This window comes from Enterobacter sp. Y17 (assembly GCF_019730495.1).
GTDB lineage: Bacteria > Pseudomonadota > Gammaproteobacteria > Enterobacterales > Enterobacteriaceae > Enterobacter > Enterobacter asburiae_B.
In genome coordinates this window covers 206,560-226,469 of the sequence record NZ_JAASKP010000001.1, presented here as the reverse complement: position 1 = coordinate 226,469, position 19,910 = coordinate 206,560, and the positions used below count along the sequence as shown (strand labels likewise).

Here is a 19,910-nt window from a genome sequence, read left to right as displayed (position 1 = left end):
CCTTATATACGAAGTGTTGTGTCGAGATACTGTTGCTGCCTGAGATGCCGCAACAGGACCCGTCCTTCGGGCATAAACTCAGTCCCATAGCGCACCAGGCCAATCCCTTTAAGTTCAGCGTCAATGGCATAGCGCAGCTCGCCGGGAATGTTCTGCTCCAGCAGAACAACGTCTATCTTTTTCAGGCGCGGTTCATACTTGAGCAGGACGGCAGACAATGTGCCCATGAGCTCATGGGCCGTTCCCGGCATGCCCTGCAGGATTTTTGTCATATCGGGCAGCCCGTAATCAGGCAGGTGCGCCAACGTGCCGGCGCGACAGTTGAGAACGCGCTGCATGTTGTCCAGAACCGAAAGGATGACCTGATTTTCTTCACTGACCTGTTTAAGGTCGAGACCACCGCTAAAATTTCCGGTTAGCATTTCATACAGCGAAGGCGTGTTATGTCCCTGGGGCATCAGTCTTCCTTAAGCGGTTGCAGCGTCAGATGGTTCTCGCCGGCTTCCAGAATGCGCGGTTTATCGGGATCCAGATCGCTGCGCTTGATAACCTGCTTCCAGGTGTCGTTGGTCATGTCCGGATGGCGGAACAGCCCTACCACCGCGACAAACTGCGCCTCTTCTTCCATCGGCATATCAAGGCTTGCATCCCCCCCCGGTTTTACCACGATATTACGACTGGCCAGCATGTCGTCTTTCAGAATGCTGACATCATCCTGAAGCAATTGCTGATAAACCGTCTTATCAAAGGTTTTGCGGTCTTTGAGTTGGTAAACCCTAACCACGACAGGCTCAGACAGCGAGTTATTTTCGCGAGAGTCGGTGTTCAGAGCTTCGCGCGCGGTGAAATCCAGATGCAGGATTTTAATTTTTTTATAGAACACAGAATTAAACGCCGATTTGGTACCGTCGGTAACGCTCTGCGTCACCCCGCAACCGGTCAGAATAAGCGCCATGAGAGGCATCATCCAGCGCGCGGTTTTAGTTAAACTTGTACGTGACACGTCGGTTTCCTTGTTGTGGTTTCGCGGGCTCCAGCCCGCTGTAATAGCCCAGTTCTGTCGTAAAGGTTTCAGGAATGTCATCAGGATGGCTATCATCTTCTGCTCCCAGCACGCCGTTCATTCCCAGCCAGAAAGGGTTCTCACCCAGCGGAGGTACGGCCAGCAGTCGAACAGACGTCGTCAGGGTTATTCTGGCCTTAAACCGCCAGCCCAGATACACCCGCAGCATCACCAGGAAATCCATGTATAACTGGCCATCCGGTTTCCAGCCTTGCGCCTCATGTTCGTTGTCCGTCGCAAGCGCAATCAGCAGCTGGCTGCCGGCATCCATCGCTTCGTCACCCAGCGGCGTATTGCCATCAAGCAGAAAATCTTCGTCACCGTAAAAACCCAGCGGCCTGTCGATCTCTACAGGCCGCAGACAATACGGACTCACCTGCACCGTCGTATCGGGGGCAAGCAGGCTCACCAGTGCCTGCATCCCTTCCTGAGTTTTGCCCGGTTGTTGCAGAACTCCCAACAGGGCCAGAAAGCGCGACACTGGCGTGGCAATGTGATTTGCCGTGCCCGGTATTCCAAGCCCCACCAGACCCAATAACGACTGCGAAATGCTGTCGGTTCCGCCGGGCTCAAACGTGGCCGGATAGGAGTATTTACGCCAGACGCGGTAAAACTGCGTCAGGATGCGATGACTGAAAATATCCAGAAAGCCCTGCAGCGCCTCATGCCCTTCGCGACGCTGGGTGATGTCATCGAGATACGCCGTTGGTAATGGGGAATCGACCCCGTACATCCCCATAAAGGTCGTACGGATAACCGGCGGCTTGCTGTCATCCTCTTCATCATATTCGACAGCCTTCAGTTCACTGACCGGAAACCCCATTCCAGGGTGCGGTGCAAAGCGTACCGGGTCATCTGCGGGGTGGCTGGTCGATCCCATCAGCGGCCTGCCAGGATTGTTTTTCTCCAGCAGCTGACATAATCGATAGAAGTTAATGCGGTGAAGGTCGGCTTCCAGCCGCGGTGTCAGCCGGGAATGCGGCGGTTGTGCTTCTCTTCCCATTCCAGGCGCTCTCCGGTTGGTTGCAGGATAATAATCAGGCGGTTAAACAGATAGATATCGGTGTAGAGCGCGAAGAAGCGGCTTAGCATCTCGCCGAACAGACAGATGTCGCCGCGCCCGGCAAAGCCGTAGCTGTCTAGCGTCACTTCAATCTGCACGCCGCGCACCAGGTATCCCTGCTCAAATCGCTCAGTTTCACTGTGCTTCACGTCGATGATGGCTTCCAGACGACGGCGGTTCATCTCGCTGTCGGTCCACTCGTACAGCGCGAGGGTACCGCGCAGCACATCGGCGTTATCCATCATCGACAGGAACCCGCTGCCGAGGTGACTCAGCACGCGCCAGTGGAAACGGTCTTGCGCAGGTGGATAACAGGGCAGTGTCGGCGCACACAGGTTACGCACGACGATGCTGGCCGACGTAGTTTTCATCACCGTATCGAGCACGGTACTTTGCAACGCCCGTCGCGGCAGCTGGCCGTTGGTACCGGTGAGCGTCAACGACAAGCTTTCATCTTCAGGAACGGTGTGATTATCAAATGCTTCGCCACCCAGAATAAGCCAGGTATTGTACAGCCCTGACGAACCTCGCCGCACGCGGGTGTGGTAGTAATATTCCGGGGCTTCATGGCGCATCATTCCGCCTTTGTGGCGAAAGCTTGAAAACGGTACGTAGGTATGCTGGCTCGATGACATCACCGAATCCACCGCATATATTTCGGTGTGACCATCCTGCACGCGCATCGGGCGCAGCATGTATTCGGTCTGCAGAGAGTTAAGCGTCAGCGGGTCAGATTCCAGCGGGAACAGGTTAATCACCGGCACGCAGTTCAGGCGCAGGTGTTTTTCGGTAAAGTTAAAGTCATGCTCCCAGCGTTCTGCCAGCACCACGTCGATTTCAAACCAGGGAAGCTCAGCCGGGAAGTTGACGCCATCCAGTCCACGCAGGCCAGTGAACATGAATTTTTCGCGAAAGGTGAAGTACTCCAGCAACAGCTGATATCCGCTAAAGCTGCTGTTGCCCTTCGGCCACAGGTCATCATCATCGCCAAATCCCAGCGCGGCGAAGTACCCGTCGAGCGGTCTTCTGTCCATTTCACCCGGCATCCGCAGCCACAGGCGAGCAACATTCATGGTGAAGGCTTCGTGCATGGCGCAGGCGAGAGGTGCGTCAGCATTCAAGTAGAACGGGATCTGGCTGAGATCGACACGGCTCCAGTCCGCCAGATGGCTGCAGTTAAAGCGCAGGTTGATGACCGAACGCCCGTCAGGGTCAGTAGACAGGCGAGCGTGTTCCAGCGACAGCGGCTGGAGAGTTATCTCTTTAGTTGTGGTGTACCGACAGCGCGTACCCTTTTCACCGATCGGCCGCGAGTTAATCTCGAAACCTTTGACAATACGCATCTGCTCTTTCATTTCTCGCCAGTCAGGGGTGAACTCCACCACCGACATCGACGGTATGGTGCGCAGGTAATGCGGCCACAATAGACTGACCAGCCCTTCGGTCAGTTCAGGAAGGTCATCATCAAGCTTCTCTCGAAGCCGCCCCATCAGGAAGGCAAAGCCTTCGAACAGGCGCTCGACGTAAGGATCGCGCGCGCCGGCTTTATCGAGATTGAGCATTGCTGCCTGCTCGGGGTGAGCACGGGCAAACTCTTCACCGGCTTCGAGCAGGTAGCGCATTTCAGCGTCATAATAACGCAGGGTTAAATCGTCCATAAGAACCTGAGTGTTGTGTGACCATCCGGCTAAGCGTGCCGGTGAAGAGTGAAGGCTTTAAGCTTCGTAGGTGCGTTCCCGATGGGAGGGTATTAACGTCGCCGCACACGGGCATCCACTTTTACTGTGTAACGTGCCCGCAAACTTCCGACCATTCACTAAGTTTTGTGGAATAGCGCCAATAATTTTATAAGTGCCGGCATGTTTCCCACACGTCACACTGTCCTGTTCGCGTGTAACTGGGATCCCCTCAATCGTGTTAGTTGGATCGCCCTCGAGGATCTTCCCTCCACAGGTGGTTTTATCCCCCTGCACCAGATAGTAACCTTTCGCCATTTGTCATCCTCCTTGCAAAATTCAGTTCACGCTAACCACACAGCACCGCAGCACTGGCAGGATCAAGTACGATAAGACCAGCCAGAAGCAACTCCATCTCTGGCTGAAGCCGTGCTTTGTCGGTTTCACTGCGGGTGGCTTTTATACGCAACAGTCTGAGGCGACGCGATTTCACTTCAAACAGCAGCGCCGGTGTCCATTGCGTAAGGGTGATTGATTCCGCAGCACCATCAAGTTCACCCAGCAGATGCAGCGCCAGTTCATTCCTGCCCTTCTGCTCGGCCACGCGGGCCATCAGCAGACGCAGCAGCCATTTGTCTTTCGTGGAGTCAGTACCCGGGCGTGTCTGCAGCCAGTGGAGTGTGGCGTCCAGACCGTCAGTGTCCGCTTTTTCCAGCGCTTCCGGCTCGAGGGCCAGAATGTCGTTGCCCGTCTCACTGACAGCACTGACCTGCTCATCACGCCAGCCGGACATATCGTCCAGCACGCTCTGATTTATCCAGTTCAGAGTGACCTCATCGGCAAACGGCGTACCGTCATTAAAGGCCAGCGTTTCAAGCCCGGTGAGGCGTCGCAGCAGCCCTTTCAGATCGGCGATGATAATGTCGGCCAGCACATCTTGCCCCAACTTCACCAGAGCCTGATGGATATACCACTGCAAATCCAGCCAGAGGTGGTTGGCGCCACGCGAGAAGGTGCTGTCCGCATGTTCCAGTATCTCCAGCCAGCTCTGCTGCAGGTACAACCGTTTGAGCATGGCCCTTTGGTCAGCACGCGGCGGTTCAATGCGCGTTTTCCCCTCGGCATCAGGTGCGGGGATCGCTCTCAGCGTGTCATGACGCAGGCTTTTCATCAGCCGGTGTGCGGAAAGCCATCCATCGGGTTGTTCACGCAAATACCCCGCAAGGGTACGGGCCTGAGTCAACAAATCCTGACCGGACGTGATGCGGCTCAGGGCTGGAGCGTCATGCTCTGTCGTGTGTGCAGAGGTCTGTGACTGAGGGGTGTTACTGGCGTTCTGTGGAACCAAAGCATCCACGCCACCGGCCTTCATCAGGCGGGACTCCAGCGCGCTGTAAAGCGCATTCAGTTCCGGACAGGACGCTTCTGGCTCAGCGTCCAGACTGCTGTGGATGAGCAGCAGCGCACCGGTAGTGCGCATAGCATCGTCGCGTACCACTTCAGGCCACAGGGACAGGCTATCAAGCAGACGAGAGCCTGCAAGCCACTCCAGCGCCGGCTTACGGCTTCGCTCCCGCTGCGGATAAAGCTGCGCTCCGTAGCGTTGCAGTAATCCCGCCAGCAGTTCAAGCCCTTCGGCAAAGCCAGCTTCTCCGTCCTGGTGCAGACGGGCCCAGCAGTAATAGGTCGCAATACGAATATCTTTGGCGGTGGTGGTCAGCAGTTTTTCGGCAAGCGTACAAATCAGCCCGGTATCGATGCCGGAGAGTTTATTGACCTCCTCTCTTATACGCTGGAAATCATCGTCATATCCCGGCTCCTCCCCAGCAGGACGGGTATCGCTGATAGGCGAAAGCCATGGATGCCAGCGTTCCGTGCGCGCCTGCGCCTGCTGCTGCAGCTCAGTTTCGTCCGCCTGACAGGCGGCAACCAGATTCTGAATAGTGCTCATTATTCGATTCCATCCATGTCACTGATTTCCGTATTGGCCATCAGAGCCTGAGCCGTGGCCGCGCTGTCAACGCTGAAAATCTGGTCCGGCAGCGTGAAGCCGCGCAGTGCCAGTAATGCCAGCGGCCCGCTGCCCAGCTGTGAACGCAATACCCACTGCAGCGTACTACCATCCGGGGCGGTGAAACTCACCATCCACTGACTGCGGTCAAGCTGCTGCCGTTTGCCCTGATCCAGCCAGCGAATAAAGCCCCAGGTCCCTCGGTAATCCCCGAACAGACGCGCGCCTGCATTGACGGAGGTCCATGTCAGCATCGTTCCTGGTTTGTAAGTGTCTCCCGGCCAGCGGAAGCTTTGCCAGTCGGCCATCTGGTTGAAGTAGTGCAGTTTTTGTCCATCAATTGTTAGCTGCGTCTCCACTACCTGCGGCACAGGACGCGCCTGCAGATCAAAGCTGATACCCTGACTGCCATCGGTAAACAGAATGTCTGACAACTCGCTCAGCTGGTTAATGGCCCGCAGGAAGGCCGGGTTAAAGCTCAGCCCCTGGCTGTTAACCTTATCCGGTACCCACTGGCTGCCTTCTTTGTGAAGCACTCCATTGAGTTCTGTGGTCAGGAATCGATCTATGCGCCCACTGTCTTTACGGATGAACTCTGCCAGCATCGGCAAAGAGGCGTCACTCTTGCTCGCAGCGAACGGGAAGCGCCCGTCAAAGGCGGTGCGCCAGTTTGCCACCACGGAGCGGCTCCATTTGTCATTCAGGCTCGCCGCCGACGGCTGGAGTACGGTCTCCCAGGCCTGGGTCAGCGGCTGCACAAACATCGTGCTACCAAAACCACTCCACTCTTCACCAAGGCTTGCCGAAATCAGACTGCCATATTGCTGGGTGTCGGTCAGATCCACACTTTTTCCCTGAAATACGGTCTGCGCCAGGGTTTGCATCATCTCCTGCGGATCTGAGGCGCTGGCCACCTGCTGCAAGCGAAGACGCACGCGGGTAATACGGGTCAGATAGGTCTGCAGGCTCAGTGAGTTGTCAGCCGACATGACGTTGCTGCCCGTGTTTTTGCCGAGAAGCTGAAGCAGCGGACCGAAAGTTTCATCCAGTGGTCCCTGTGGACCTGTCGCAGACTGGTCAATTGCGGGTTTGTCTTTTCCACCAACCAGATCTTTTGCCGATTTGATAATGGAGTCCGAAAGGCCTTCGCTTTGCTGGCCGGTCTGCCCCTGCCAGGCGATAGTGTTCATCAGGGCAATCAGTGGAGACTGGCGGATATCACTCATCAGCGTCAGCTGGTCGGTCACATCAGCAATATTGTTCGCAGAATTCCAGCGCAGACTGTTAAGGAAGTTCAGCCAGCTGCCGGCAAAGTCAGTGAAGTAACGCTCTGTCAGGCGTGCTTTGAGCGCTTCCGGCGACATGTCCGCCGATACGGCTTTACGGGAATCGCTCAGCACCCAGTCGATTTCATCCCGTCGGGAATTTGCGGCTTTCTCAATGGCCTGCTGAATCCCCCCTTCCCATGCCTGACGGGTGAACATGCCCGGCACCACTTCCTCGGCGGTGAACAGTCGCCGCGCATCGGTACCGCTGGTCATGTCTTCAAGGGACACATCGGCAAAGTTACGGCGTACCGATTTGAGCATGTTCTCGTACAGCGTGCTTTCTGCATTGCGGCGGCCAATCTGCTGCAACAGCACCTGGCGGCTCTGGCTGACCAGCTGTTCATCCGGCTTGATTTTCCACTGCGGTTGCTTTGGCAGTTCAGAGATATAGAAGGACCATAAATCCGGCGACAGGCTTTGCCACAGACTGGTGGAAACACCCATTCGTGTCGGCTGCACGGTTTTCATAGCTTGTGCATAAAACGCGCCGTCGACTTTATCCGGACGGGCCATCATCAGCCAGGCTTTAAGCTGGTCATAACCTGGTTTCGCCAGTTGTGCACGCTGGTCGCTGTTTGGCGCTGAGTTGATCAGGGCGGTGAGCTTTTGCGCCAGGGCAGCATTTGCCGGGTCGCGTATTAGCCAGTTATTCGCCACGCCGTACCAGGGCAGCATTGCGTTGAGCAACTGCTGATTATGGTCAAGACCGAAGCGCTGATACCACGGAGCACCGTCACGAACATGATGCTGCAGGCGACTCGCGTCATTGTGCAGGGCATGCAGGGCTGCCAACTGATAATCCGAGACCGAGGGATGCTCCACCAGATTGTGGGCCTGATCTGCCACAGAGGAAATCTGACTGTAGTTCAGGGCAAAAGAGAGCAACAGCCCGACTCCCCAAATCCCGATAATGGTCATCAGCGTCCAGGCGAGGGTCTGTTCCCACGCCATGCCCACGCGACGACCACGCACGCGAGTGCAATCGTCGAAAACGCCCTGCCAGCTGGCCGGGAAAGTCAGCGCGTGTTTATGCGAAGGAAGCGATGCCACTTTAAGGACTTCGGCGGAAGGATCTTCTTTCCCGTCCAGGCTGAATACTAGTCCACGCAGTGGCACCCGCTGCTGCGAACTGAACAGCCACGGCGTCAGCCGGGCGGCCCACCCTGTGCTGGACCCTTGCTCAAACTGCTGCGCCAGACACAGTAAAAAATCGTAGCGGTTGTTATCCGCAATTTGTGACAGCCCCTGCTCACGCAGCTGCGGCAGCAGGCTGTTGAGCTGAGCCGTCACCTCTTCCGGTATCGCCCGCAGCGGCAGCATCACGCCGACAGCCTGAGGCTGACGTGCCGCCTGCGACCATGCGCTGTCGCACAGTTGCCAGAGATAAACCGGTGCGGAATAGCGCAGCGCCTCGCTGATTTTCTCCAGACCGCGAAGATCGTTGTCGCTCATTTGCGGGGTAAGGTTCTGGCCTTCGCCTATTACCCGGACGATACCGTCCAGAGGACGACAACGACGCAATTTGCGAAGTGAGGCATATTTTTCCGCATCAATATCTGCCGCAAGGCTGCCGCCGTAAATCAAGACCGTACGGTTACCTTCCAGCCACTGGCTGGCCTGCAGGTTGGGTACTAACTGATTGATGGCAGTTTCGTCGCCGGTAACGAGCAGGAGACGGACTTTGTTGCGCCAGAAAAATCTGTAACGAATTCGAAGATAATTTTTAAGACTGGAGAATAATTGACCACTGTCACCGCTCACAACTGAGGAAGGAGCGAGCTTTTCCCCTGACATCTGCGGCTTATAGACAGCCTGATTTCTTCTCTGCTTCCATCGCCACCAAACAGGTGAACCAATCAGGCCAAAGAGCAAAACAGCAAACGCAACTCCCCAAATCGTCCAGATTTTTTGAGCTGAAATCCCAAGTTCGTTCAAACTCTCCTGATTGATAAAAATTAAAAATGCGATTATCCCCGCCAGACCGACAATCAGAAGGAAGTACCCCCATGAGCCATAGCGTGCATTTGGCATTATTTTTTGTTCGGTCATGCGTAAAGCTCCCTGGCAATCAAGCAAAGTGTCCCTGTTTTCTGCGGCATCTGATTTACCAGCAGTTGATCCTTACCCGTTTTATTGGCGGCCTCGGCCAGCATCGCGAGGGAAAGTGGCAAGGCCATCTCTCCGGGAGGTCCAAAGGAGAGATCGATAGAATGCAGAGGTCTTTTCTCCGGCAGCGGCCAGTGATGAAGAGTTGCATATTGCATTATTTCTGTAGCAGCTTTTTGAGCCGCTCCCAACAGCCAAACGTATTCCAGACTCTGCTTATCGGGCTGAACATATTCGAATAACATATCTAACTCATTGTTAAGCTTACCCTCTTCCAGTGGCATCGTACGAGTTATGCCAGCGATAACAGGCAATGAATGCTGATGAGCATAAGCAGATGACGTAAAGAGCTGAGCAGAAATAAACTCACTTGACTGCCCGCTGCGCCGATGAGGCCAGTCCTGAAGACAAAGCATTAATACCAGCCCATCAAAATTCTTTTCATCATAGAAAGAATCTAGAGTCTTCATGGAATAGATTAAATTGGGAATGAGATCCCATTGTTGAGAAATTAACTCAATGCGTTTTTCATCAACCCTATCTGGCGACTGGTAAACATAAATAGAGTGCAGGGAATAACGATATCCGGGGTGTTGTAACTCCAGCTTTCTGTCTGTTTCCTTCATAAAATCTTGCAAGCTATGCTGGGAGTTGAATAATGGGCGAGCTTTTTTAGGAAATGCAGGAACCTTTTCCAACTCGTCCAGTAGTGCCTCCATTCCTTTCTCTTCCGGAGAAAACAAAACATTACCAACCACGGCAAGCTGCTGTCGACTCCAGTTGCGCCATTCAGCTTTGGTTTGTTCTCTTTCGAAATCCCAGGCCCGACTAGCTTCGACAGACTGCTCGTAGCGATTAAACAGCACCCCGAATAAGCATAACCAAATCAACAATGCGGGGAGAGCACCGTAGAAGAGAACTTCAGCATAAGTTGCCTTATTCCAGATCCATAAGCTGGAAATAGCCCCCACTATCAACATCAGTACCAATACTATTATCCAGAACCAGAACTTTGGTGGTGGAAGAGATTTTTTATCAGGAATATCAGGTATAGGCCATGCCATAGTAAAACTCGATATTTGTATGTTTTATTAAAGACTAAAAAAGAATTTAAAAAAATCATGCACAACGTTTCAGATTAACTGAATTTCATGCCATTCATTAAAAACTCAAATAAAATATTAACCATACGTTATTTTAGAGCTAGCGCTGTAGCGTTTCATTTTTCAGAGTAAGCCATTCTTTCCTGTAAATTATCTTGAGAATATACACGAGAAGCTTATGCTTACACATTTCGGCAAAACCGTTTTATTTCTATAGTCGCAAATATCAATCAATAACGCTTTTTTATCAAACCCACTCCATACCGAAGGTTCTGGGATCATAAGATTCGTGAAGCAAATGGGGCAACTTATTCAAATAAAAGCCCTTCAATTATAGTAACAGGGAAATTTTTCGCCATTGAGGAAATGTATTTGAAATCAACTTAGTTATCTAAAAATGTACCTGATAGTGCGCCACATAAATCGAAGTAAACTAGTTTATACTCCACGTTGTAAACTTCTCATTTTCCTTCAACGGACTACCTGCCGCTCAGTACGGATCTCTGCCCTGCTCATTACTTGACTGCCAGTGAACATTAGATTCCTTTTTCTCTGCAATCTCTATCATTTAATAATCTCAAGCTAATTTTGATATCTTTATTTTCAATTTCAGGAATTTGTAATGGATGACCATATTTATCCAGACGACCATAATAATCTTTATTTTCAGCAGTTATTTTATAGCATTGCCCATCAGGGCTTGAACCCGAGAATGGATTAACTATCTGAATGTTTTTATTACGTTCAACGGTGACCGCTTTCGTTTGACAAGCAGTAATGAAAATCAGAGACATCAGGCCGGCAAGCAATAAGCCACATTGAGATTTATCCTTCATTAATCATTCCTTTTTATCTTCTACCTTAGAGGGATGCATTGTTTTAATTTTTTCAGTGGCGATGTTTTTTCTAATTCCCCATACCTTCCTTAGGCCTTAGAATAGCTATCCGGAATACCAGGTATAAATTTCGCGTGACATGGGCAGGAACTAAAGCTGTCAAGTGACCCTGCCAGAACCTGTCCTCCATCGAATGTATCTGCAGCTCCGCCTAAGATTTTGTACGTTCCCGGATGCTTACCGCAGTTAACCAGATCTCCTTCTCTGGCAGCAGAAACGCCATACCATTGAAATGTTGGATCGCCGGTAAGGATCTTCCCACCACAGGTGGTGCTATCACCGACTCTTAAAAAATAACCGACACTCATTGCGCATCCTCTATTTTCAAATATTGTGGCTGTATACGGAAAGCATGACTAATTTTACCAGCGCTACTTATAACGAAGGGAATTCACTAGCCTGTCCCAGATTTCAATCATCTGCGCTTCGCTGTAACGCGTTTTTTTATACTCGCTGGTGAGTCCAATACCAAACCTTGGCTTATCTGCTGTAGCAGCATGCTCATTGGCTTTAAAATCAAAATCATAAAATGTATTTTTTTCATCCTGCCCCGTCGCCGGATTTCTAATGGTTTGGATACCACCAAACAACCATGATTCCGCCGGAATACCGTTCGGAGAAAGAGCTATTTTCTTTATGGTGTACTGATTTGAGGTTTTAAGCGCTTCATTAATTTGTGCGCTACGATTAAACAGGGTGTCCTCAGAACCAGGATATTTATTGTTTGTATATACACCTAAAATAAAGTCGTCATTTTCATAACTAAATGTAATTTTTTCCAGATGTTTTCCGCCATCATCCCGGATAAACCCATTCGGTATACACACACCTTTAGCAGATGGAATATCCTCATCTTTTCTGCCGCTTAACCGTGATATCAAAGACTGCATGGCCGCCAGCTTGGCTGGCTTCTCATTCATTTGAGCCTCGGTAAAACCAGCTTTAGTGTATGTTTTTTCTTTCACTATATTCAGGACTGGATAAATCAAGTATTTCCGTCGTAATAATAAAAGCTGTTGCATTTACAAATACATGTGCCTCTAAAACTCTTCCGAGGTCATCTTCCCCTGAAATATTCTGTCAAAAATACCCCCCTTACCATCAGGCAACTCAATTTTTTCTTTTATAAACGGTGCATTTACAGACTCATCTTCAGGCTTATTTATAGCATCACGCAGTTCCTGCTCTCTTAATTGCACCCGCTGTTTAAATGCAGGCGGATAGAGAGGTTTACTTTCAATTTTAAAATCATCGATAAAAATCATATCATGAAGCCGGTTGTTAAACGACTCGGGAACGTCAATCACATAGCGCCCGATGCACTGTGGTTTGGTTTGCGCAAACAAAGTATTTATCACTGGACTATCCTCCTGCACTAGCGTTGATGCCGTTACAGGGGTAATACAAAGCATCCCGGCAGCCACAAGCGCTAAGGCCATACGTTTACAAATACATTGCATGGTGAGAACTCCTTTTCTGTACGCCTGGCGGGCTCTTCGGAAGAGACGAATTGAAACGCCAGGCTCCATCTTTATCTGTCATTTATAGCGCAGGGAATTTACCAGCCGGTCCCAGATTTCAATCATCTGCGCTTCGCTGTAACGCGTTTTTTTATACTCGCTGGTGAGTCCAATACCAAACCTTGGCTTATCTGCTGTAGCATCACGCTCATTGGCTTTAAAATAAAAATCATAAAATGTAGTCTTCTCATCCTGCCCCGTCGCCGGATTTCTGATGGTTCGGATACCACCAAACAACCATGATTCCGCCGGAATACCGTTCGGAGAGAGAGCTATTTTCTTTATGGTGTACTGATTTGAGGTTTTAAGCGCTTCATTAATTTGTGCGCTACGATTAAAAAGGGTGTCCTCAGAACCAGGATATTTATTGTTTGTATATACACCTAAAATAAAGTCGTCATTTTCATAACTAAATGTAATTTTTTCCAGATGCTTTTCGCCATCATCCCGGATAAACCCATTCGGTATACACACGCCTTTAGCAGGCGGAATATCCTCATCTTTTCTGCCGCTAAGACGTGATATCAGAGACTGCAGGGCGGCCAGTTTGATGGGCTTAGTGTTAGTTTCCATCTCGGAGAAACCAGCATTGAGATATGTTTTTTTCTCCTCCTCATACTTAGCAGCAGACAAGTCCAAAATCTTGGTAGTAATAATAAATGCAACACCATTTACATAAACATGCGCTTCCAGATGTCGGAATGAATCCGCAGAGCCTGAATCATTTCGATCAAAAATGACGCCTTTATTGCCCTGCAGTTGAATAATTTGTTTGATATAGGGTGCATTTTCTGGTTTGTTCCCTGGTATAGTTATTGCACCGTTCAGCTCTTGCTTTCTTAACTGCACCCGCTGCTTAAACGCGGGTGGATAGAGCGGTTTGCTTTGAATTTTAAAATCATCGATAAAAATCATGTCGTGAAGCTGATTGTTAAACGACTCTGGAACATCAATTACATAGCGCCCGATGCACTGCGGTTTGGTTTTCGCAAATAAATTATTTATCACTGAACTGTCCTTCTGGACTGGCGTGGATGCCATAGTCTGGGCAATAAAAAGTATGCTGCTCGCCATGAGAGATAACGCAGTAAGCTGCCGAATTGCATTCATGGGATAGGGATCTCCTGAACCATTTTCACAATAGCCCTGAGGGTGAACTGCAGGGCTGGCCTGTCTTTTATATCCTTCAGGCTGCTGACGTCGTAGGCTCCTTGGTGGTCCACACTGGTTGCCAGAACGCTTTTGATTTCGCTGTTGCGGCAAATGGCGCTCAATGATTCCACCGGCACCGTGCCATCCCCCGGCGTTTTTGATGAGGTAACCTCATACATCTGAGATCGATTAAAAGGCAGGGAAATCTCCCGGTAGTTATTGGGCAGTTGCCTGTCACTCTCATGTATATTTTTCGGGTAATGGATGGAAGTTTTTCTCCACGTAAGGGTACCGTCGGAGTCGATTTTATGGCCGTAAAATACGTAAGTATTTAAGTGATATTTATTATCCAAGTCAGTAATAAAAGGACGTACTTTATCTTTCATCATCTCGAAATATTCCTTCCAATTTTGATTATAGATCTTTTCAACCTTATCGATAATGTCGGATTCATACAGGCGGTACCAGAGAGTTTTATTCAGATATATTTCACCGAAAGGATCGCGAGTCTGCGGCAGTTTTACATCACAACCGTCTTCGCCAGCCCCTTCCACGATCAGCCAGGGAGCCCCGGCAAGGTATTTCGCCGAGGGCAAGAGCTGAAGCGGCGCGGGAGCCCTGGCCAGGACCGGCATCAGCTCTTCCGCCGTATTGCCAAGCACGGCCCCGGCCATGCCTTCCTGTTTCGCGCCAACCTTCATGCGGCGGTACGCCGCCGGTGAGCCAAGGTCGGGGATCACCCCATGCACTATCCCTAAAATTTTATCTTTTGCTCCGCTGACCTGGGACGCGTAGCGCGCCACCAGCCCGCCCATGGAATGGGTGACGATAATGACTTTTTCCTGTCCGGGAGGAAAAGGCATGCCGTGGCCGCAGTGATTGTTATAGAGCTTTATCATCCTGTCGATAAAGGCGACCAGCCCTTCCGCCGAGGTTTTATTATCCTGCAGCCAGTTATAGCCATAAACGTGAACCGGGAATAAAAAGTTCTGAAAATGGTTCAGTTCTTCCTGGGTCATAACAGATTCACCGGTAATTTCGGCATCTTTTCCCCCAGACAGAGATTTGCCGACCAGCTGGCTTAGTACCCCCTTTTTATCAGGCGCTGATTTGCCGTAGTTAACAAGATCCTGCTGCCAGTCATCCAACAGCGCACCTTGTAAAACACTTAAAAACTTACCGTAGCTGAAGGATAAAACCTCCCCCCAGCCCCGCTCCCGGCGGGTTGTAAATAATTTCCCATCATCGGAAATCGGAGAATAGATGGTCTGGTTAATATCCCCACGGTCATCCACCTTTGTGGTGTCGGGATTAAGCAACTCTCTTCGTTCAGTACCATCCTTGCGTGCCCATTTAAGAAATACTCCTCCCAAACTATCGCCACGCCAGATATCATTTTCCTTTCCTTCGTCAGTACCCATCAAATTAGTCCCCATCACCCCAGGCAGGAAGATAACGGGGATCGCTTTGACAGGCGGCTGAAGCAAAACGGCTTTAGCATTCTCTGATTTTCTGTATGCCGGGCCAGTAGACCTTTCCACTGTCATCCCATTCTGGTTTTATACGGGTCATAGAGAGGCTGCTGTTATTACCTGTGGTATTTTCATTCGCCATAAATTCCGTCCTTTTTCCGTTCAGGAAAATACTTTTCAGAAAGACATTCGGGGCAATCAACCTTGTGCTTTCCCTGAAGATATATTCCGAAATAACAGAGCGCCTTATGTTTTATCCAGCAAAGAGGCGTTGAGAGAATCGACATTTACATTATTCTGCACCGCTGTGGTCCCTGAAGCGAAGGTCGCTAAACTTTGCTGCGTGCCATCCCGCCTGTTAAACCCAGCTTCAGACCGGCCACCGGCGAGTCATCCGATAACCTTCTGACTTCAGGCGTTATGGCAAAATCAGTGTTTTCCCAGCTCTGCACTGCCTGGCTTATACTCTGTCCACCAAACTTCTGCCACACCGCAGCCCGCTGGATAATTTTGTCCGGCGCCGCACACTCCACCGTTCCGTCCGCTATCCGGATATAACCGCCTCCGCTGGTGAGAATGATTTCCTGCTTCGCGCTGATGATGAGTTTTCCCTCACTGCTGCTGATGCGGATATCCTTCAGCGCATCCAGCGTCATCTCATCCCCCTGCGCCTGGATCTCCACCTTCCCTTTGCCGGCAAACATTTTGATGCCCAGCTTTTGCGCATACAGACTTACCCGCTCCCCGGCCGCCACCGTGAATCTTTTCAGTGCACTGAAGTCTGTGTGCCCGCCGCTGGTGCTGATGATGTTGTCTCCCGCCGACTGCTGCAGGCTTTTCCCCGTCACCTGCGCTATCCCTTCCGGCGCCGAGACCAGCAGCGCCGCTTTCTTTAAATCCGTCAGCGCGTCTGACAGCAGCGCCTTCTGCATCTGCACATCTGCCAGTTCAGCTCTCGCCGCTTCTGCCGCGCTGCGTAACGATTCAGCCAGGGACCGCGCCTGCTCCAGCTGGCTCATCGCTGCCTGCATCTCCAGCACCTGCCCCTGCGCCCTGGCCTGCCCGTCCGCACTGATAAACAGCCCTTTCTGCGCACGGATGGCACCCCAGCTGTCTGTCCGGAGCTCAAAACCCTCGCCTCGCTGCTGTTTCTCGCTGTCGACCAGGTGCCCGAGATTCAGCTGGCTCTTGCCGCCATACTCCGTCGAGACCTTGATATGCTCTTTCCCGCGCTCGTCATCAAGGCGGATTTTGTTGTTCGCCGGGGTGCGCAGGACGTTGCGTTTGTAGTTGCGGATGGTGACGTGGTCGCCGTGGGCCGAGTCGTGCAGCACGCCGGAGATGTACGGCCTGTCCGGGTTACCGTCCTCAAAGCCAATCGCCACTTCGGTGCCCGCCAGCAGCGGCAGGTGCAGGCCGTAGGTGTCGCCGGCATACGGGCGGGACTGGCGCACCCACAGGCTCTCGAACCCGGTCTCCCAGCTGTCCCTGTCAAACAGCATATTGACGCGGTAACGACCGTCCTTATCGATGTGGCCATAGGTGTCATTTTCGGTGGTGCTGGTGACGCGTGCCGGCAGCGTCCCGGCCATCACCGGGCGTGAGCCAGGTTCCGGGCGGAAACCAAAATCGGTGCTGTCCGGAATGCCGTAAAAATCAACCGCAAAGTCCTTATCACGGCGGGCATATGTGTGCATCGCCGTGATGACCACGCCATGCGCAAACACGTCAGCCACTTCATACCCGCCGGTGACTTTCAGCAGCATCCCCGGAGAGAGCGCCGGACTGCTGGTGAAGGCCCTGCGTCCGGATCTGGCCCTTCAGGTAGCGTTCATGACGAATGCGGTCATATTTAGACCTCTCTCTTATTGAAGATACATTTATTGCTTGGTGTTTACCGGAGCTGATCCAGTTCGATACCTGAACGTTCTTGTGATTCTGTCCCAGATATCAACCAGTTGTGAATCCGTATAGTTTTTTGTTTCCAAACCAGAATTATTCAACTCAACGGAAAATACCGGATGTCTTAAGTCGGCTATATCCTCATTCCCATAAAAAGCGAATCTGTAGGCAGGAACTATTTTCTCTTTCGGTTGATAAATATCCTGCTTACCTTTCATCAGCCACTCTTCTGCATTTATCTCCGGTAGTTTTACTGCCCCTTTCTTCAGAGTGTGTGCGCCAACTCTGATGAGGGTAGCATTGATTTCATCAGACCTTTCTAAGAGCGGTTCAGATTTTCGAAGCGTATTATCACTGTTAACAATAAGGCCAAAGTCATCACTGTTATATATAATGTTGATGACATCATTCGAAATCACTCCCGAATCATTAATAAAACCTTCCGGAATACAGATACCAGGCTGTGTTGGCACTTCTTCATCATTTCTTCCCTTTAGTCGGGATAGAAGGCTTTGCATTTCTGCCAGCTTCTGAGGCTTATTATTTAGGCTAGATTCACTCAACCCCGCATTTTTTAACATCTTTTTCTTTTCAAAATATTTAGGGTTTGTATGATCTAAGAATTCTAAATACACAATGAATGCAACTCCTTTGCTATATAGATGCCCTTCAAGAACCCGCATTCCTCCTGCCACACTTTCATTTACATTGCGATCAAAAATGACTGCATTGTCATTTATCCGGTATACCTGTTTCAGATAAGGAAGGTCCAGGGGATCAACTGCAGGACTATTTTTTAACTCCTGTTCACGTAACTGGATACGTTGTGCAAACGCCGGAGGATACAGCCGCTTGCTGATAATTCTCATTTCATTAATCTTTACCTGCCCCATCGCAGCGTTGTTAAATGAAACGGGCACATCAAAAAGATAGCGGCCAATACACTGAGGTTTGGTCTGTTCAAATAGTTTATCCGTCATTTGTTTTTCCTTTGCCGTTAAAGGAGCTACTGGCCACGAACGGGTGAGCAACCAGAAAACTGTAGAGAGAATAAGGACGACAACAAGTAATCCCATCCATAAATGCCTTACCCGCATGAGGTGACCTCCCCGGCCATTTTTACAATCGAGCGTAACGTGAACTTCATCGCAACGGAAAGACCGTTTTCCGCACTGGTATCCCCCACGGCATAGGCACCTTCATGATCGACTTCAGTCGCAAGCAAAGAGCGGATCCCGGAAAATCTGATACGGCCGGCTCGTACAGGTACGGTACCGTCCCCGGCGCTGCCGGAGGAGGTCAATTCAAACGTGTTCCCTGCTGCATGGCGATAAACGGGACGTTCCGGCGGTACGCCCATAACCGGCCTCGGTGCCGGGATCTGCTGCCATATCAGATGATCGTCTGAAGGATATTTTTCACTGGCACCATAAAATGCATAGGTATTGGGATGATATTTGCCGTTTAATTTTTCAATAAAATCATAAATCGTATAAGTAACGCGATTAACATAATTACTCCATTCAATTTTTATATCATCCAGCAGTAATTCTTTCTCACACAGCCGCCACCAGTCACTTTCATTCAGATAAATTTCCGTGTAAGGGTCAGACTCCGGCTTATACGCTGTTTCCGTTCCGCCGTTAATTTTCAGCCAACCCGGCCCGTAGGCTTTACCCGGCAGCAGCTGCAGCGGACCGGGGGACTGGGCCAGTACCGGCATCAGGTTTGCTGCGTCAGCGCCAATTACCGCTCCGACAATGCCCCGCTCCCCGGTCTTCATTCGGCGATATGCCGCCGGCGATCCCAGATCAGGCATAACGCCGTGAACGATGCCCAGAATATTGTCTCTGCCGTTCATTTGTTCTGAATAATGTCGGGCCACCAGGCCGCCCATGGAGTGGGTGACCAGAATGACTTTATTGGTGGCAAGCCTGCCGTGATAAGTGCCTAACGTCTCACTGATATATCGCTCGAGAAAGGCGGCCGAATCGGCGTTTGACTGCAGCCAGTTATAGCCAAAAACATGCACGGGAAAAAGGTAATCATAACTCCGCCTGACCTCAGACTCAGTCAGCGCATCTTCTCCTTTCTCTGCACCTAAATTTTTACCAATCAGTAACTGCCGCGGCGTTCGCCTGCTGGTGCCATTGATCAGGTTATCAATCAGAATATGACCGTCATTAAGCATGCACTGAAGCACATGGAGAGGTTCACCATAGCTTTTGTAAAGCGCACTGCCCCAGCCACGGGCAACTCTGGAGGGAAACCCTCTGCCGTCAAGATCGTCGTAAAGTACCTTTCCCGTTAAATCGACTTCGGTGGTAAGAGAATCCAGCAAGGCTTTTCTTTGTTCTTTAGACTTATACAGCCATGCCAGCGCATCTGAGCCCTGAAACATGTCAGCATGCCAGACTTTTTCAGGGGATTTTATCTTTTTGAGATTCGTTCCCATGACTCCCGGCAGAAAAATAACCGGGATCACCTTTTCCGCCACCTTAGGACAGGCAACCACCAAATTGTCTTCCGCTCTGCCATTAGGCAGACTGTAGTACACTCGCCCATTTTCATCATATTCTGGTCGGCTCACGATCTCGTTTTCTGCTGCTAGAGTCATG

13 protein-coding genes and 3 pseudogenes are annotated in these 19,910 nt (G+C 50.9%); all 16 read right to left on the bottom strand.

Annotated features, from left to right (window positions below):
• Positions 1-2: 2 nt before the first annotated feature.
• The 16 genes and pseudogenes from tssE to HCH49_RS00940 all read right to left on the bottom strand — a co-directional run bounded on the left by tssE (position 3) and on the right by HCH49_RS00940 (position 19,909).
• Entirely contained in the window at positions 3-458 is a 456-nt protein-coding gene (gene tssE, locus HCH49_RS01015; RefSeq protein WP_126329846.1) for a type VI secretion system baseplate subunit TssE, read from the bottom strand.
• Positions 458-1,003 carry a type VI secretion system lipoprotein TssJ gene (gene tssJ / locus HCH49_RS01010; protein ID WP_221702012.1) on the bottom strand — a complete coding sequence of 182 codons (546 nt, stop codon included), beginning with the start codon at positions 1,001-1,003 and terminating at the stop codon, positions 458-460. The genes tssE and tssJ overlap by 1 nt, the downstream gene beginning before the upstream one ends.
• Complete coding sequence (tssG, locus tag HCH49_RS01005; protein ID WP_221702011.1) at positions 981-2,066, bottom strand: type VI secretion system baseplate subunit TssG; 1,086 nt, start codon at positions 2,064-2,066, stop codon at positions 981-983. Before tssG ends, tssJ begins: the two co-directional genes overlap by 23 nt.
• Positions 2,030-3,784 carry a type VI secretion system baseplate subunit TssF gene (gene tssF / locus HCH49_RS01000; protein ID WP_221702009.1) on the bottom strand — a complete coding sequence of 585 codons (1,755 nt, stop codon included), beginning with the start codon at positions 3,782-3,784 and terminating at the stop codon, positions 2,030-2,032. The genes tssG and tssF overlap by 37 nt, the downstream gene beginning before the upstream one ends.
• 63 nt (positions 3,785-3,847) lie before the next feature.
• A pseudogene (locus HCH49_RS00995) lies at positions 3,848-4,120 on the bottom strand (PAAR domain-containing protein); the annotation flags it as partial.
• 31 nt (positions 4,121-4,151) lie between these two features.
• Positions 4,152-5,753: a type VI secretion system protein TssA gene (tssA, locus tag HCH49_RS00990; RefSeq protein ID WP_221702007.1), complete on the bottom strand. Its 1,602-nt coding sequence runs from the start codon at positions 5,751-5,753 to the stop codon at positions 4,152-4,154.
• Complete coding sequence (locus tag HCH49_RS00985) at positions 5,753-9,190, bottom strand: ImcF-related family protein (RefSeq protein ID WP_221702006.1); 3,438 nt, start codon at positions 9,188-9,190, stop codon at positions 5,753-5,755. The genes tssA and HCH49_RS00985 overlap by 1 nt, the downstream gene beginning before the upstream one ends.
• On the bottom strand, positions 9,187-10,311 hold the full coding sequence (locus HCH49_RS00980) for a hypothetical protein (RefSeq protein ID WP_221702005.1): 1,125 nt from the start codon (positions 10,309-10,311) through the stop codon (positions 9,187-9,189). The genes HCH49_RS00985 and HCH49_RS00980 overlap by 4 nt, the downstream gene beginning before the upstream one ends.
• A 575-nt stretch (positions 10,312-10,886) precedes the next feature.
• A complete protein-coding gene (locus HCH49_RS00975; RefSeq protein ID WP_221702004.1) occupies positions 10,887-11,186 on the bottom strand; it encodes a hypothetical protein in 300 nt (99 codons plus the stop codon).
• An 89-nt stretch (positions 11,187-11,275) separates the two neighbouring features.
• Positions 11,276-11,554, bottom strand: a complete 279-nt coding sequence (locus tag HCH49_RS00970) for a PAAR domain-containing protein (protein ID WP_221702003.1) — start codon at positions 11,552-11,554, stop codon at positions 11,276-11,278.
• Positions 11,555-11,617: 63 nt separating this feature from the next.
• Positions 11,618-12,706 (bottom strand): annotated as a pseudogene (locus tag HCH49_RS22335) (T6SS immunity protein Tli4 family protein).
• Between the two features lie 78 nt (positions 12,707-12,784).
• Positions 12,785-13,876, bottom strand: coding sequence for a T6SS immunity protein Tli4 family protein (locus tag HCH49_RS00960; protein ID WP_221702002.1), 1,092 nt, complete (start codon positions 13,874-13,876; stop codon positions 12,785-12,787).
• Positions 13,873-15,459: an acetyltransferase gene (locus HCH49_RS00955; protein WP_311775710.1), complete on the bottom strand. Its 1,587-nt coding sequence runs from the start codon at positions 15,457-15,459 to the stop codon at positions 13,873-13,875. Before HCH49_RS00955 ends, HCH49_RS00960 begins: the two co-directional genes overlap by 4 nt.
• Positions 15,460-15,636: 177 nt before the next feature.
• Positions 15,637-17,241: pseudogene (locus HCH49_RS00950) on the bottom strand (DUF2345 domain-containing protein); the annotation flags it as partial.
• Between the two features lie 29 nt (positions 17,242-17,270).
• Entirely contained in the window at positions 17,271-18,368 is a 1,098-nt protein-coding gene (locus HCH49_RS00945; protein WP_221702001.1) for a T6SS immunity protein Tli4 family protein, read from the bottom strand.
• A gap of 11 nt (positions 18,369-18,379) precedes the next feature.
• Complete coding sequence (locus HCH49_RS00940; RefSeq protein WP_221702000.1) at positions 18,380-19,909, bottom strand: lipase family alpha/beta hydrolase; 1,530 nt, start codon at positions 19,907-19,909, stop codon at positions 18,380-18,382.
• Position 19,910 lies beyond the last annotated feature (1 nt).